15 protein-coding genes are annotated in these 14,323 nt (G+C 71.8%); 7 read left to right on the forward strand and 8 right to left on the reverse strand.

Annotated elements, in window-relative coordinates; translation table 11 throughout:
- Positions 1–66: 66 nt before the first annotated feature.
- Positions 67–513: a hypothetical protein gene (locus tag QCZ28_RS24565; protein WP_279518865.1), complete on the reverse strand. Its 447-nt coding sequence runs from the start codon at positions 511–513 to the stop codon at positions 67–69.
- Positions 514–716: 203 nt separating this feature from the next.
- Here QCZ28_RS24565 and QCZ28_RS24570 point away from each other — a divergent pair, with 203 nt between their 5' ends.
- Positions 717–1,490 carry a GNAT family N-acetyltransferase gene (locus QCZ28_RS24570; protein ID WP_279518866.1) on the forward strand — a complete coding sequence of 258 codons (774 nt, stop codon included), beginning with the start codon at positions 717–719 and terminating at the stop codon, positions 1,488–1,490.
- A 14-nt stretch (positions 1,491–1,504) separates the two neighbouring features.
- Entirely contained in the window at positions 1,505–2,224 is a 720-nt protein-coding gene (locus tag QCZ28_RS24575) for a tetratricopeptide repeat protein (RefSeq protein WP_279518867.1), read from the forward strand.
- 5 nt (positions 2,225–2,229) lie between these two features.
- Here QCZ28_RS24575 and QCZ28_RS24580 read toward each other — a convergent pair whose 3' ends face one another.
- From QCZ28_RS24580 to QCZ28_RS24590, 3 genes are read right to left on the reverse strand one after another with little or no spacing between them, the layout of a single operon-like run.
- Positions 2,230–2,946, reverse strand: a complete 717-nt coding sequence (locus tag QCZ28_RS24580) for an NADPH-dependent F420 reductase (protein WP_279518868.1) — start codon at positions 2,944–2,946, stop codon at positions 2,230–2,232.
- A 26-nt stretch (positions 2,947–2,972) separates the two neighbouring features.
- Positions 2,973–4,001: an LLM class flavin-dependent oxidoreductase gene (locus tag QCZ28_RS24585; RefSeq protein ID WP_279518869.1), complete on the reverse strand. Its 1,029-nt coding sequence runs from the start codon at positions 3,999–4,001 to the stop codon at positions 2,973–2,975.
- Positions 3,994–5,043: an LLM class flavin-dependent oxidoreductase gene (locus QCZ28_RS24590; protein WP_279518870.1), complete on the reverse strand. Its 1,050-nt coding sequence runs from the start codon at positions 5,041–5,043 to the stop codon at positions 3,994–3,996. The genes QCZ28_RS24585 and QCZ28_RS24590 overlap by 8 nt, the downstream gene beginning before the upstream one ends.
- A gap of 107 nt (positions 5,044–5,150) precedes the next feature.
- On the opposite strand from QCZ28_RS24590, the gene QCZ28_RS24595 reads away from it, so the two are divergent.
- The 4 genes from QCZ28_RS24595 (at position 5,151) to QCZ28_RS24610 (ending at position 9,630) form a co-directional block, all read left to right on the forward strand.
- The gene (locus tag QCZ28_RS24595; protein ID WP_279518871.1) at positions 5,151–5,639 is read left to right on the forward strand and encodes a MarR family transcriptional regulator; all 489 of its coding nucleotides are present in this window, start codon (positions 5,151–5,153) and stop codon (positions 5,637–5,639) included.
- Positions 5,640–5,888: 249 nt separating this feature from the next.
- A complete protein-coding gene (locus tag QCZ28_RS24600) occupies positions 5,889–7,769 on the forward strand; it encodes an ABC transporter ATP-binding protein (RefSeq protein ID WP_279518879.1) in 1,881 nt (626 codons plus the stop codon).
- 68 nt (positions 7,770–7,837) lie between these two features.
- Positions 7,838–8,971, forward strand: a complete 1,134-nt coding sequence (locus tag QCZ28_RS24605) for a histidine kinase (protein ID WP_279518872.1) — start codon at positions 7,838–7,840, stop codon at positions 8,969–8,971.
- A complete protein-coding gene (locus QCZ28_RS24610; RefSeq protein WP_279518873.1) occupies positions 8,968–9,630 on the forward strand; it encodes a response regulator transcription factor in 663 nt (220 codons plus the stop codon). The genes QCZ28_RS24605 and QCZ28_RS24610 overlap by 4 nt, the downstream gene beginning before the upstream one ends.
- A gap of 40 nt (positions 9,631–9,670) precedes the next feature.
- On the opposite strand, the gene QCZ28_RS24615 is transcribed toward QCZ28_RS24610, so the two are convergent.
- The 3 genes from QCZ28_RS24615 to QCZ28_RS24625 all read right to left on the reverse strand — a co-directional run bounded on the left by QCZ28_RS24615 (position 9,671) and on the right by QCZ28_RS24625 (position 11,691).
- Positions 9,671–10,102 (reverse strand): DUF6223 family protein, encoded by a 432-nt coding sequence (locus tag QCZ28_RS24615; RefSeq protein ID WP_279518874.1) that lies wholly within the window; start codon positions 10,100–10,102, stop codon positions 9,671–9,673.
- A gap of 156 nt (positions 10,103–10,258) precedes the next feature.
- Positions 10,259–10,747, reverse strand: coding sequence for a nitroreductase/quinone reductase family protein (locus QCZ28_RS24620; RefSeq protein WP_279518875.1), 489 nt, complete (start codon positions 10,745–10,747; stop codon positions 10,259–10,261).
- A gap of 179 nt (positions 10,748–10,926) precedes the next feature.
- The gene (locus tag QCZ28_RS24625) at positions 10,927–11,691 is read right to left on the reverse strand and encodes a hypothetical protein (RefSeq protein ID WP_279518876.1); all 765 of its coding nucleotides are present in this window, start codon (positions 11,689–11,691) and stop codon (positions 10,927–10,929) included.
- 348 nt (positions 11,692–12,039) lie between these two features.
- Here QCZ28_RS24625 and argS point away from each other — a divergent pair, with 348 nt between their 5' ends.
- Complete coding sequence (gene argS, locus QCZ28_RS24630; protein ID WP_279518877.1) at positions 12,040–13,785, forward strand: arginine--tRNA ligase; 1,746 nt, start codon at positions 12,040–12,042, stop codon at positions 13,783–13,785.
- Between the two features lie 22 nt (positions 13,786–13,807).
- Here the strand turns inward: argS and QCZ28_RS24635 are convergent, their stop codons facing one another.
- Positions 13,808–14,149 carry a metalloregulator ArsR/SmtB family transcription factor gene (locus QCZ28_RS24635; protein WP_030333934.1) on the reverse strand — a complete coding sequence of 114 codons (342 nt, stop codon included), beginning with the start codon at positions 14,147–14,149 and terminating at the stop codon, positions 13,808–13,810.
- Positions 14,150–14,323 lie beyond the last annotated feature (174 nt).

Below are 14,323 nucleotides of genomic sequence, written 5' to 3' on the forward strand. Positions count from 1 at the left end.
ATCATCGCTCACCTCGGGCCGGTCGAGCCACTGCGGTCGCCCCGATCCAGGCGGTGCCCGGGACGATCAGGAAATCGCTGCCCGCACCAGCTCGGTGATCTTCTTCTCCACGGCGGGGCTCCACTTCTGCAGCGCGAACGACGCCGGCCACATGTCGCCGTCGTCGAGGTTGGCGGCGTCCTGGAAGCCCAGCGTCGAGTACCGGTAGTTGAACTTCCCGGAGTCCTGGAAGAAGACCACGATCTTGCCGTCCGCGTTCGCGTAGGCGGGCATCCCGTACCAGGTCTTGGGCGACAGGTCCGGGGCGGCGGCGGTCACCGTCACGTGGACGCGCTCGGCGAGCGCCCGATCCTCCGGCTCCATCTGCGCGATCCGGTCGAGGACCGCCTGGAGCCCGTCGGCCTTCTTTGCGCCCTTTTTGCCCTCGGCGCGCAGCTCGGCGGCACGCTCCTTCATCGCGGCGCGCTCCTCGGCGGTGAAGCCGTCGGACTCGGTGGTGGTCTTCGTGGACATGGGCGGTCTCCCTCTCGTCGTCCGGCCCGGCGTGCCGCCGGCCGTTCTGGGAAAAGGCTAGGCCGGACGCCGGCTCCGGGGCTTCTCGATTCCTGATCGGTACGGAGCACCGCCCGCTGCCCGAATCGTCACGTTTGCTGGTCTGACCGATTGCTGGCTAGGTTGACGGACTCGTCAGGACAGTTCCATGGGGGAGACCAGGCATGAGCACCACCGCCGACCGGTTGGCGACGGCGTACTCCGACGCCATCGAGACACTCTGCCGGGTGACACCGAAGGGCTGGTACGCCGAACGCGGCACCGCGCGCGCGGGGGTCACCCGCACCGGCGTCGCGTCGCTCAACGGGGTCTTCGATCTGACCACGGATCCGGACCTCGGCTCGCTCGACGAGTTGGCAACCGAGGTCCGAGCGCAGGTTCCGCACTGGTCGATCATCGTCCGGGGTGAGCCCAGCGCCGGGATCGCCGACCTCGCGGCCCGGCACGGGCTCACCGAACGCAGCGCCCTCCCGCTGCTGGCCTGCGCCACCGACGACATCGTGTTCCGGACCGGCTCGACTCAGCAGACCCTGGTACGCCGGGTCGGCGCCGCCGAGAGCGACACGTACACCGCTGCTTTCGCCGAGAGCTTCGAGGCGCCCGTCGGTGCCTTCGGCTCGTTGATGGGCGGCGCGGTGCTCGACACCGACGGCGTGACCGGCTATCTGGCCGAGGAGTCCGGCCGTCCCGTCGGCACCGGCCTCGGCATGCGGGCCCACGGCGTGGTCGGTGTGTTCAACATCGGCGTCGTACCGTCCGCCCGGGGTCGTGGCCTCGGGCGGGCGCTCACCGAAGCGGTGCTGCGTGACGGCATCGCGGCTGGCGCGGACATCGCCTACCTGCACAGCAGCCCGATGGGCCGGCCGCTCTACGAGTCGATGGGCTTCACGCTCGTGCAGAACTGGACCATGTTGACGGCACGAGCGAGCGAAGCGTGACGGGGGAGAAGGCCATGAGCTTCAGTGAGAACGTGCGTTCGGCCTTCCGGCGGGGCGAGACCGACGCCGTGGTGCGGATGAGCGAGGCGGAGATCGAGCGGGCGCGGGCGGCCGGCGACCCGGCAGGTGAGGTGGAGGCCCGCTACAGCCTCGCCCGGGTCGCCATCCGCGGCGGCGACCTGGCGGGCGGGGAGGCCCGGGCGCGGGAGGCCCTGGCGGTGGCGCTGCGCTCCGGCGACCGCGCCCTCGAGGAACGGCCGAGGCACGTGCTGGCCGGCGTCGCGCGGATGTCCGGCGACCTCGTTCGGGCGCGGGAGCTGTACCGGGAGAGCATCGCGCTCAACGAGACGCTCGGCCAACCCAAGACCGTCAACTCCGAGTATCACAACCTGGCGTTCTGCGAGCTGGGGCTGGGCAACATCGACGTGGCGCGGACACTGTTCGCCGAGAACCGCGAGCGGGTGTTCGACAACGGCTGGGCCGACTTCGTGCCGTACGTCTGCGTCGCGGGCGCCGCGCTCGCGTCCGCCGAGGGAGATCACCTGCGGACGGCGCGGATGATCGGCGTGGCGGACGCCGCGTTCGCGGCGCTCGGCCAGGTGCCGGACCCGGACGACGCGGCGGACCTCGCCCGGATGCGGGCCGCCGCGACCGGAGCGCTCGGCCCGGCCGCCTTCGACGAGGAGTACGCCGTCGGCCAGCTCCTCGAACCGAAGGCGGCCTTCGCCGCGTAGCCGCGCTAGGCGGCCCCGGGTGCGGTCGAGGCTCGGGCGGCGGTGACGACCCGTCCCCGCTCCGACTCCGGGAAGCGGTCGAGCATCGCGCGGACCTCGTCGGCGCTCACGTTGGCGCCGAACAGCTCGCTGCCCGGTTCGAGTCGTACCCCCTCGGCCAGCGGGCCGGCGACGACCGGATCGAAGCCGAGCGCGTCCACCAGCGCCGACACCTCGGCGAGGTCGGCGCTGTCGTCGCCGGCGATCGCGATGGCCTTGCGCCCGGCCGCCCCGGCCGGTCGGGCCTCGTCCTCCAGGTCGTGATAGCCCATGTGGTTGAACGCCTTCACCACCCGGGAGCCGGACAGGAACGCCTGGACGATCTCGCTCGACGAGGTACGCGGGTCGGTGAGGTCGTCGCGGATGCCGTCGATCTCCCACCAGTAGTTCATGGCGTCGACGACGAGCTTGCCGCGCAACGCCCCGGCGGGGATGCTGCGGTGCTTGCCCAGGGGCAGGGCGAGGACGACGATGTCGGCGTCGGTCGCCGCGTCCAGCGCGGTGGTGGCCTCGGCCCCCGGGGCGAGCACCTCGACGGTGAGGGCGATCTTCGCCGGGTCGCCGGAGCCGGCCACCCGTACCCGGTAGCCGGCGGCGACGGCGAGCCGGGCGAGCACGGTGCCCACCTTGCCGGCGCCGAGGATGCCGAGGGTGGCAGGCCGGCTTCGGTCGTTGTCGGTCATGTCGTCCTCTCGCGGGGAAGTGGCGGTCAGGCCAGCAGTTCGCGGACCATGGGGATCACCTTCGAGCCGTACAGTTCCACGGCGCGCATGCGGGCGCTCGCCGGCTGCGCTCCGGCCGAGTAGATGAGGTCGAACCGGCCGACGCCGAGGCTGCGGATCGCCCGGGCCATCCGGCGGGCCACCGTCTCCGGTGAACCGATGTAGAGGGAGCCGTTCTCCACCTCGGAGTCGAACTCCTGGCGGCGGATCGGCGGCCAACCCCGCAGTTTGCCGATCCGGTCCCGCATGATCCGGTAGTGCGGCCAGTAGATCTCCTTGGCCTCCTCGTCGGTGTCGGCGATGAAGCCGGGCGAGTGCATCCCGACCGGGTGCGCGGTGGTGCCGAGTTGCTCGGCGGCCCGGCGGTAGAGGTCGATGTAGGGCGCGAAGCGGTCGGGGGCGCCGCCGATGATGGCGAGCATGAGCGGGAGCCCGTACTGGGCGGTGCGGACGACCGACTGCGGCGAGCCGCCCACGCCGACCCAGGTGTCCAGGCGACCCGACTCGGTCTTCGGGAAGACGTCGGCATTCTCCAGCGGGGCACGCAGGGTGCCGCTCCAGGTGACCGGCTTCTCGTCCAGCAGCTTCACGAACAGGTCGATCTTCTCCTCGAACAGCGTGTCGTAGTCGCGCAGGTCGTAACCGAACAGCGGGAACGACTCGGTGAACGAGCCGCGGCCGAGGATGACCTCGGCCCGGCCGTTCGACAGCGCGTCCACGGTGGCGAAGCGCTGGAACACCCGCACCGGGTCGTCCGAGCTGAGCACCGTCACGCCGGAGGCCAACCGGATCCGCGAGGTGCGGGTGGCGATGCCGGCCAGCACCGTCTCCGGTGTGGAGACGGAGTACTCCGGACGGTGGTGCTCGCCCAGGGCGATGACGTCGACCCCGAGCTGGTCGGCGAGCACCGCCTCGTCGACGACCTGCCGGATCGCCGCCGCGTGGGAGACGAGATTGCCGGCGTCGTCCTGCGGTACGTCACCGAACGTGTCAAGGCCGAACAAGAGGTCAGACATTGTTGGGCTCCTTCGCCAGCAGCTCCCGGACCCGTGGCGCGACCGCACTGCCGAGCAGGTGGATCGTGCGCGCACGGGCCTCGCGGGGCAGGTGCATGATGTCGTACTTCAGGTCGAAGCGGCTCAGCCGCAGATCGCGAGCGACAGTGGCGATCTTCTGCGCCACCGTCTCGGGTGAGCCGACGAACAGCGCGCCGTGGTCGATTTCCGCCTCGTAGCGCGCGCGGTCCGGTTTGTAGAAGCCACGTTCGGCGGCCAGGGCCGCCGCGACCGGCTGCCAGTACCGCCACCACGTCTCCACCGCCTCCTCGTCGGTGTCCGCGACCAGGCCGAGGGAGTGCTGCCCGATTGGCGGCAGGGTATGCCCGAACTGTTCGAGCGCCCTGGTGTAGAGGTCGACGTGGCCGGCGAAGCGCTGCGGACGCCCGCCGATGATCGCGAGCATGAGCGGAAGTCCGTGCCGGGCGGCGCGGATGACCGAGTTCGGGCTTCCCCCGACCCCGATCCAGGTCGGGATGCCGCCGGCCCGCATCCGTGGGTGCAGCCGCTGGGCGGTGAGCGAGCTTCGTACCGTGCCGGACCAGGTGACCGGTTCGTCCTGTCGCAGCCGCAGGAAGAGGTCCAGCTTCTCCTCGAACAACCGCTCGTAGTCGGCGATGTCGTAACCGAACAACGGGAACGACTCGGTTGCCGAGGCGCGACCGAGGATCAACTGGGCGCGGCCGTTGGAGACGGCGTCGAGGGTGGAGAACTCGTGGTAGAGCCGTACCGGGTCGTTGGTGCTGAGCACGGTGACCGAGGTGCCGAGACGAATTCGCTCGGTCGCCGTCGCGGCCGCCGCCAGCAGCACGGGTGCCGCCGAGTCGTTGTGGCCCTCGCGGTAGTGCTCACCGACGCTGAACACGTCGATCCCGGCCGACTCGGCGAGCCGTGCCTCGTCGACGAGTAGCCGTACGGTCTCGGCGTCGCTCAGGGTCCGGTCGCCGTCGGTGGCGACCTCCCCGAACGAGTTCAGCCCCAGCTCGAAGTCTGCAGCTGCCATCGTCTCCTCCTCGGTGCTCAGCCGGCGAGCTGCGGAAGCAGACCTACCGGTTGACGTGTCAATGATGCTAACTTGGCGATTGACACGTCAATTCCCAGGAGGGTGAGATGACGGACGCCACACCGGCCCGGCGGGGGCGCCAACTCCCCACCGCCGACGAGCTGCGGATCTGGCGGGACTTCATCGAGACGACGGCAGCACTCGGCTCCCGGCTCGAGTCCCGGTTGCAGAGCGACTCCTCGCTCTCGACGGGCGACTACGCCGTGCTCCTCGCCCTCAGCGAGGCGCAGGGTCAGGCGATGCGGTCGTCCGAACTCGCCGCGCACATCGGGTGGGAGCGGAGCCGCCTCTCGCACCACCTCGGGCGGATGGAACGGCGCGGCCTGATCCGCCGCCAGGAGTGCGCGACGGTGCCCCGTGGCGCCGAGGTGCTGCTCACGACAGCCGGCGCCGAGGCGTTCAAGGCCGCCACCTTTCCGCACCTGCGCGCCATCCGTGAACTCTTCGTCGACGCCCTCACCCCGGACCAGATCGTCGCGGCGGGCGAGATCGCCACGGCACTGCGAGCGCGCCTCGACGCCCTGCGCGCACGCTGACGCACCCGGTCGCCGGGCCGGCACTGTCGCATCCATAACTGCGAGTGTTTGAAAGATTGCCGACAGCTACATCCGGGTGGTCCAATCCTCCAGAAAGCCGCCACCCCGCCCGCCCGCGGGGAACGGCGTCGGCCGCGCCGCCCGGGAGGTACGTCCATGAGCGAGACCGCCACCGCAGAGGCCCACCGGGTCAGGCCAGAGCCGTCCCGCCCGGGGCGCACCGAATCGGTGCTGCCGGAACTGCGGGAGATGTGGTGGGAGACGGGGGTGCGCGCCCGCGCCGAGGCCGGCGTCTTCGCCGTCTTCGCGGAACTGCCCAGGCTGGTGTGGACCGCCCTCGGCATCAGTTGGCGCGCGGACCGGCTCCGTACCGGTGTGGTGGCCGTGGCCACCGTCGGCGCGGGGGTGATGGCGGCCTTCGGGCTGCTGGCCACACAGCGGGTGCTGGTGGAGTTGTTCGCAGGCGGGCCGACACCGGACAAGGTGCGGGCGGCGCTGCCCGCGCTGGCCGTGCTGGCCGCGACGGTCGCGCTCCGCGCCGGGATGGGCATCGCCACCGGGTACGCACAGAACGGGCTGACGCCCCGGGTGAGCCGGGAGGTGGAGCGGGGCCTGTTCGAGGTGTCCACAGCGGTCCGGTTGGAGGCGTTCGACGCCGACGCGTTCGCCGACGACATGGAACGCGCCTCGCGGGGCACCGAGTCGACGATCGGGCTGGTGCAGGCGTCGATGAACCTGCTCGCCGGGCTGGCCGGCCTGCTCGCCGTGGCGGCTGCCGTCATCATCATCCATCCGCTGCTGCTGCTGGCGCTGCTGGTCGCCACGGTGCCCACGGCGTGGGCGTCGCTGCGGGCCGGTCATCTGCGCTACCAGACCTACAACGCCGGATCGGTGCGCCGACGTCGACTGTGGCTGCTGCACAAGTTGATGGCCGAACGTGCCTCGGCACCGGAGTTGCGCTCGTACGGTCTGCGCCGGTTCCTGCTCGACCAGTACGACCGGGTGATGCGGGTGGAGACCGACATCCAGCTCGCCCTGGCCCGGCGCGTCACCACGACCACCACTGTCGGAGCGATCATCGGTGGCCTCGCCACCGGCACCGTCTACGCCCTGCTCGGGTTGCTGCTCCTGGACGGTCAGATCCCGCTCGCCGCGGCGGCGACCTGCGTCATCGCGGTGCAGTCCGCGCAACGGTCCCTGGCCATCGCGACCTTCCAGGTCGACCACGTCTACACCGAGGGGCAGCACTTCGGCGACTACACCGGCTTCATGACCCGCGCCGACTCCTATCTGCCGGGCAACGCCGACGACGAAGCCGGGGCCGCCCCGGACCGGCTGCGGGAGTTGACGGTCAACGGGGTGAGCCTGCGCTATCCCGACCGGGACACCCCGGCCGTCGACGGCGTCACGTTGACGATCACCGCCGGGCAGACGGTCGCGTTCGTCGGAGAGAACGGCTCGGGCAAGACCACCCTCGCCGCGATGATCGCCGGCCTGCGCGTGCCCACCGCCGGCGGTATCGAGTGGAACGGCCGACCGTTGTCGGAGCTCGACGTCGACGGGCTGCGGGCCCGGATCGCGGTCGTGACGCAGGAATACCACAAGTGGCCGTTCACCGCGGCCACGAACATCGCCATCGGCGACGTCGACAGCGAGGCCCGGCAGGATCGCATCGAGGCCGCCGCCGGCCGCGCGGTCGCCCACGACATGATCAACGAACTTCCGCACGGGTACGAGACACTGCTCGACCGGACCTTCGCGCGCGGTCAGGACCTCTCCGGTGGGCAGTGGCAACGCATCACCGCGGCCCGCGGCTTCCTGCGCGACGCCGAACTGCTGATCATGGATGAGCCGTCCTCCGCGCTCGACCCCCGCGCCGAGGACGCCCTGTTCCAGGCCATTCGGGACCGCAGAGGTCGCGCCACCACGATCCTCATCACGCACCGGCTCGCCAACGTCCGGCACGCCGACCGGATCTTCGTCCTGCACCACGGCCGACTGGTCGAGGCCGGCTCACACGCCGACCTCGTCGCCACCGGCGGCCGGTACGCCGAACTGTTCGCCCTCCAGGCCGCCGGCTACGACGCGAACCCGAAGGACGGTCACCGGCCCGCACCGACCTCCCACTGAGGACCGCCCCCCGCCGGCCCCGGGTCGGACCTTCTCCCGCTCCCCGCCGAGAGGCTAGGCTTCCGCGCATGTCGGGGTGGCGCGGCCGGACGGCGAACACGGCCCTGGTGCCCGTGGTCGGCCTGATCGCCCTCGTGGGCCTGGTGGTGCAGTCGCGCGGCATCGACACCACCGCCGAATGGGCGTCCCTGCCGGCGGTGCTGCTCTCGTCCGGCGCGCTGTACGTCCGCCGCCGTCACCCGGTGGCGGTGGGCGTCGTGGCGCTGGCCGCCGTCGGCGCGTACGGGGCACTGCTGCACCGGCCCGGCCCGATCATGCTGGTGTTCGTCGTGGCGCTCTACACCGTCGTCGACGAGGGGCACCTCACGGTCGCCATCGGGCTGGGTCTCGCCTCGGTGATCGCCTTCGCCGTGGCGGACAGCTACAACCGGTCCCCGACCAGCATGAACGGGGCGACACTGCTGCACGCGGGCTGGCTCGTCGCGGTCATCGTCGGGGTGACCCGCAACCGTCGCGCCTACCTCGCCGAGGCGCAGGCCCGAGCGGCCGCCGCCGAGCAGCGCATGGAGGAGGAGGCCCGGCGGCGGGCCACCGAGGAGCGGCTGCGCATCGCCCGGGAACTGCACGACGTGCTCGGCCACCACCTGTCACTGATCAACGTGCAGGCCAGCGCCGCGCTGCACCGGCCCGACCCGGCCCGGTCCGAGCAGGCCCTCACCGCGATCAAACAGACCAGCAAGGAGACGTTGAGCGAGTTGCGCGCGACGCTCGGCGTACTGCGGCAGGAGGGTGCGGGGGCGCTCGGGCCCGGACCCGGTCTGTCCCGCCTCGGCGACCTGGTCAGGACGGCCGGTCGGCCGGAGTTGGAGATCCGCACCGAGGTGGCGGAGACCCGGTCGCTGCCGCCGGAGGTCGACCTGGCGGTGTATCGGATCGTCCAGGAGGCGCTCACCAACGTGGCACGGCACGCGGGTGCCACCACCGCCGTGGTCCGGGTCCGGCCCGACCACGACGACGTGCTCGTGGAGGTAGATGACGACGGCACCAGCCAACCGGGTACGCCGGGCAGCGGGATCGTCGGGATGCGTGAGCGGGCGCGGGCACTGGGCGGTTCGTTGAGCGCGGGCTCGCAGCCGGACGGTGGCTTCCGGGTCTGTGCCCGGCTGCCGGTGCGGCCCGGCCCGGCGGGGGAGCGGGCATGATCCGGCTGCTGCTCGTCGACGACCAGACCCTGGTCCGCGCCGGTTTCCGGTCCATCCTGGAGGGCGAGGACGGCATCGAGGTGGTCGGCGAGGCTGCCGACGGCGCGGAGGCGGTGCGGCTCGCCCGGCACCTGCGGCCGGATGTCGTGCTCATGGACATCCGGATGCCCGGGCTGGACGGCCTGGCCGCGACCGGGGAGATCGTCGGGAACTCCGACGCCCGGGTCATCATCCTGACCACGTTCGACCTGGACGAGTACGTCTACGGGGCGCTGCGGGCCGGCGCCAGCGGCTTTCTGGTCAAGGACACCGAACCGGCCGAGTTGATCCACGGCGTGCGGGTGGTGGCCCGGGGCGACGCGCTGATCGCGCCGTCGATCACCCGTCGGTTGATCGCCGAGTTCGCGGCCCGGGCCGGGCATCCCGACCCGGGGCCGCGACTGAGCGTGCTCACCGAACGGGAGCGGGAGGTGCTGGCGCTGGTCGCGGCCGGCCTGTCCAACGACGAGATCGCCGCGCGACTGGTGCTGAGCCCGGCCACCGCCAAGACACATGTCAGCCGGATCATGACCAAGGCTGCTGCCCGGGACCGGGCCCAGTTGGTGATCCTCGCCTACGAGTCCGGTCTGACCGTGCCCGGTTGGCTCACCCGCCAGTGACCGCCTCCGGGCTGGCCGGCAGAGCCACCGACCGGACCGGTCAGGCGGTCAGCCGGTCGGTGCGGCGGGCGCGGGTCAGCGCCAGCCCGCCGAGGACCACGCTGATCACCCCGACCACCACTGCCACGTAGGCCCCACCCAGCCCGTTGCCGGTGCCGACGCCACCGTCGGAGGTGACCATCACCAGCCCGCCGAGCGCCAAGCCGATCAGGCCGGCCGCCAGGGCCAGGACGGCCCCGAGGCGGCCCGAGGCGACGCCGACGCGGCTGGCGGGGCGGGCCAGAGCCAGCCCTCCGACGACGACGCCGGCCAACCCCAGCAGAGCGCCCGCACTGGCGCCGAGACGCCCGGAACTCATGGAGACAGCGGCGGCGGCCGACTCCGCCGAGACGTGCGCGGCTGCCGGTGCGGCGAGCGTGATCCCGCCGAGCGGGGCGGCTACGGCGGTGACGAACAGGTGGCTGACGGACATCGTGGTTCCCCTCGGTCGGCTGACGACTACATGCGGCAGCGTAGGAACCGGACCGCCCGCGAGTCGTCATGCCGGAGTTGCCAACGTGCCTACCACCCGGGAGGTATCCGCTCCGGACGTCGTACCACGGCGGTTGTCTCGGGGTCGGGCAGCGCGTCACGGCGTTGCGGGGTCGCCCTCCGACCGGGGTTCCAGCACCACCACAGTGGTTTCCGACGATCGCCGGGCCGCGTGGGCCTCGAAGTTCTTGTCGGCCCCGCGCCAGCGTGGCCACAGTCGCTCCCGCTCGTCGGCGGTGGCGGCCCGGCCGCGGACCAGCCGCCGCCCGTCGGCCAGGTCCACCGACGCGTCCGGGTGGGCCTGCAGGTTGAGCCACCAGGCGGGGGCGCCCTCGCCCCACCCGTTCATCGCCACCCCGACCAGGTTCGGGCCGTCCTCGAAGTACGCGAGGATGACGCTGCGCTGCTGGCCGGTGCGGCGGCCGATGGTGGTCAGCCGCAGCGTGCCCCAGCGGTGCTCGCGCGGCCGCCACAGGCCGACCCGGCTGCCGGTGACCCGGTACAGACCCCGGTGCACCGACCAGGCCAGCCGGATGAACCACCGCGGCGGAAGCCACGGTGCCTTCGTCTCCTGAGCATCGGACATGACGACCTCCTCCACCGACCACTGCTGATGGCCCGGCAGGCTGCCGTATCCGGTAACCCCACTGTGGACCGAGAGCCCAAGGTCTCGCGGCGTGAGCACAGCTTGCGTCCTGTTGTCCATGATCCGACCGAGGATCGGACCGATCGGTGGAAGCCCCGCCTCGGCGGCAGCCGGGTGAGCTACCGCTGCCAGGCGTCGATGGCGCGTACGCCGTCGCGCACGACCCGGTCCAGGATGGCCGGGTTGCCGCTGGTGCCCTCCCACCCCTGGTCGTTGAAGACCGTCACCGCGCTGTCGACGCGGGCCACGGCGATCTGGCTGGACGCGGTGCCGCCGGTGCGTTCGCCGTTCAGGCTCGTCTCCGGCCAGGTCCGGGTCAGCAGCAGCCCCTCGCCACCGACCCCGGTCAGCACCTCGCTCTTGACGGTGACCCGGTTCCCGGCCTGCTCGTACGAGGGACACGCCTGCACGGCGGTGCGGAGCCGGTCCAGGTAGGCCGAGGCTCCGGCGCCGTCGAAGGTGAAGATGGTCTGGTGGATCATCCCCTGCGGCACGTTGCTGGCGGGCTCGCCGGCCGTCTGGTAGGTGACGGTCATTGCGGCGCTCGCGGTGACCTGCCGGCCGCCGGTGCCGAACTCGTTGCCGCACAGTGTCGGCAGGGCCTCCTCGACGGGTGTCGTCCGTCGTGGAGACTTTCGCAGCTCGGCGGGCAACTCGACGAAGGCCGAGGTCGGGATGGTCACCCGGGTGCTCGCGCTCGGAGATGGTGACTCCGTCGGGGGCGCTGACGTTGCCGCGCTCGTTGGTGCGGTGGTCGCCGGGGCGGAGCCGGGCGGATCATCGGTGGTGGTGCAGGCGGCGGCCAGCGCGATGGTGCCGAGCAGTGGGAGCAGCGCGAGCGTGCGCCGGGTACGCGCCGGTGGCAGTGGTACGGATCGGCTCATCATCACCCCTTGTCTGTGCCGGGAAGGTGCCCAGCACCGCGCCGACCGAAACGATCACCAGGCGGCGCGGGGATCGACCGGGCCACCGGAATTGAGGTGTCATCACATCGACCGGGCCACTAGGCTGCCCCGCATGACCAGCGTAATCGCTCACTGCACCACCGGACTGTCGGGTGACGTCCAGGTCGGTGCGGAGCGACGCCGGCGATCCGTCGCCCGCCCGCGCTGACCTGTTCCTGCGACCGGCGGATCGAGCCGCCGGTCGTTCGCTGGTCGTCCTCGGTCCGCCCGCATCTCCCCGTCAACGGCTCGCGTGACAGCGCGGGTCCGAGCGAGATCGGCGTACCCATGGATCTTGAAAAGTTGTTGTCCGACCGGCTGGCACCGGCGTTCGCGGCGGTGGCCGACGGCCCGGTCGACCCGCTGGTGCGGCGGTCCGGGCGCGCGGACTTCCAGTCCGATGCGGCGCTGGCGCTGGCCCGGCGGCTCGGCCGCCCGCCGCGGGACATCGCCGGCGCGGTGCTGGCCCACGCGGTGCTCGACGACATCGGCGTGTCGGCCGAGGTCTCCGGGCCGGGTTTCATCAACCTGACACTTAGCGACCGGGCGCTGGCCGACCTGGTCGCCGGGCTGGCGGGCGACGCCCGGCTCGGCGTGCCGTCGACGGCGACGCCGCAGACGGTGGTGGTCGACTACTCGGCGCCCAACGTGGCGAAGGAGATGCACGTCGGGCATCTCCGCTCGACCGTCATCGGTGACGCGGCGGTGCGGCTGCTGACCTGGCTCGGGCACCGGGTGGTGCGGGTCAACCACCTGGGTGACTGGGGGACACCGTTCGGCATGCTGATCGAGCACCTGATCGACCTCGGTGAGGCCGAGGCCGCGCAGCACCTGTCGATGGGCGACCTGGACACCTTCTATCGGGCGGCCCGCGTGAAGTTCGACGCCGACGAGGCGTTCCAGGAACGGTCCCGGCTGCGGGTGGTCGCGTTGCAGGGCGGCGACGAGCGGACCCGGCGGCTGTGGCGGCTGCTGGTGACGCAGTCCGAGCGGTACTTCCTGACCGTGTACGACCTGCTCGACGTGGGGTTGTCCGGCGACGACTTCCGGGGCGAGAGCGCCTACAACCATCTCCTCGCTGGCGTGGTCGACGACCTGGACCGGCTGGGGCTGCTGCGGCCCAGCGGTGGGGCCGCGTGCGTCTTCCCGCCCGGGTTCACCGGCCGGGACGGCGCGCCGTTGCCGCTGATCGTGCGCAAGAGTGACGGTGGGTACGGCTATCCGGCCACCGACCTGGCCGCGCTGCGGCAGCGCGTCGGCGAGCTGGGCGCGACCCGGCTGCTGTACGTCGTCGGTCTGCCGCAGCGGCAGCACTTCGCGATGGTGTTCGCCGTCGCCGAGGCGGCCGGTTGGCTCCACCCACCGGTCCGGGCCGAGCATCTGGGCTTCGGGTCCATCCTCGGCGCCGACGGTCGGATGCTGCGCAGCCGGGCCGGTGAGTCGGTGAAGCTGGTCGGGCTGCTGGAGGAGGCGGTCGCCCGCGCCACCGACCTGGCCCGCAGCAGGAACCCGGACCTGGACGCCGAAGCCGCCGCCGAGATCGGCCGCGCGGTGGGCATCGGCGCGATCAAGTACGCGGACCTGTCCGTCGACCGGACCACCGACTACGTCCTGGACTGGGAGCGGATGCTGGCGCTGGACGGCAACACCGCGCCCTACCTCCAGTACGCGTACGCCCGGATCCAGTCGGTGCTGCGGCGGGCCGGGACCGCCGCCCGGCCGGATGCGTCGATTGTCCTCGCGCAGCCGGCTGCGCCGATTGTCTTCGCGCAGCCGGCGGAGCGGGCGCTCGCGGTAGAGCTGCTCGGCTTCGCCGGGGTGGTCGGCGAGGTGGAGCGGAGCCTCGAACTCCACCAGCTCGCCGGGTACCTGCACCGGCTGGCTACCGCGTTCAGCGCGTTCTACGAGCGCTGCCCGGTGCTGCGCGCGCCGGACGAACTGCGGGAGAGCCGGCTGCTGCTGGCCGGGCTGACCGCCCGGACCCTGCGGCAGGGGCTGGACCTGCTCGGCATCCGAACGTTGGCGCGGATGTGACCGGGCCGGTTCCCCGGCCCGGTCAGCGGGCCCGCTTCGTCGCCCGCTTCCGGGGCGGCGTCAACAGGTCGGCGATCTGCGCGATAGCGGCGGGCACCAGGCGGTAGTACGCCCAGACCCCACGCTTGTCGCGTTCGAGCAGGCCGGCCTCGGTGAGGATCCGAAGGTGATGACTCACCGTCGGCTGAGAGAGATTGAGCGCCGACGTGAGGTCACTCACTGACGCCTCACCCTCCGGCGCGGACTGGATCAGGCTGAGCAACCGGAGTCGCGCCGGATCGGCGAAGGCCTTCAGCACCCCCGCTAGCCGCTCGGCATCGGCCCGCTTGATGGGATCGCCGGTCAGCGGCGAGATCGCAGGCATGGCAGTTTTCGCAGTTCCCACGCCTGCCATAGTGACACCAACACCATCAATACACCGGCAGAAACCGACACCAGCCCTCCGATGGCGTCCAGATGGCGCCACGACGCCACCGAACGTGAGTCGAACGCGGACGTCCGTGGTGGCAGACGGGCCGTGTGGAGCTTCGGCAAGCTC

The sequence above is a fragment of the Micromonospora sp. DH14 genome, from assembly GCF_029809455.1.
Classification (GTDB): Bacteria; Actinomycetota; Actinomycetes; order Mycobacteriales; family Micromonosporaceae; genus Micromonospora; species Micromonospora parva.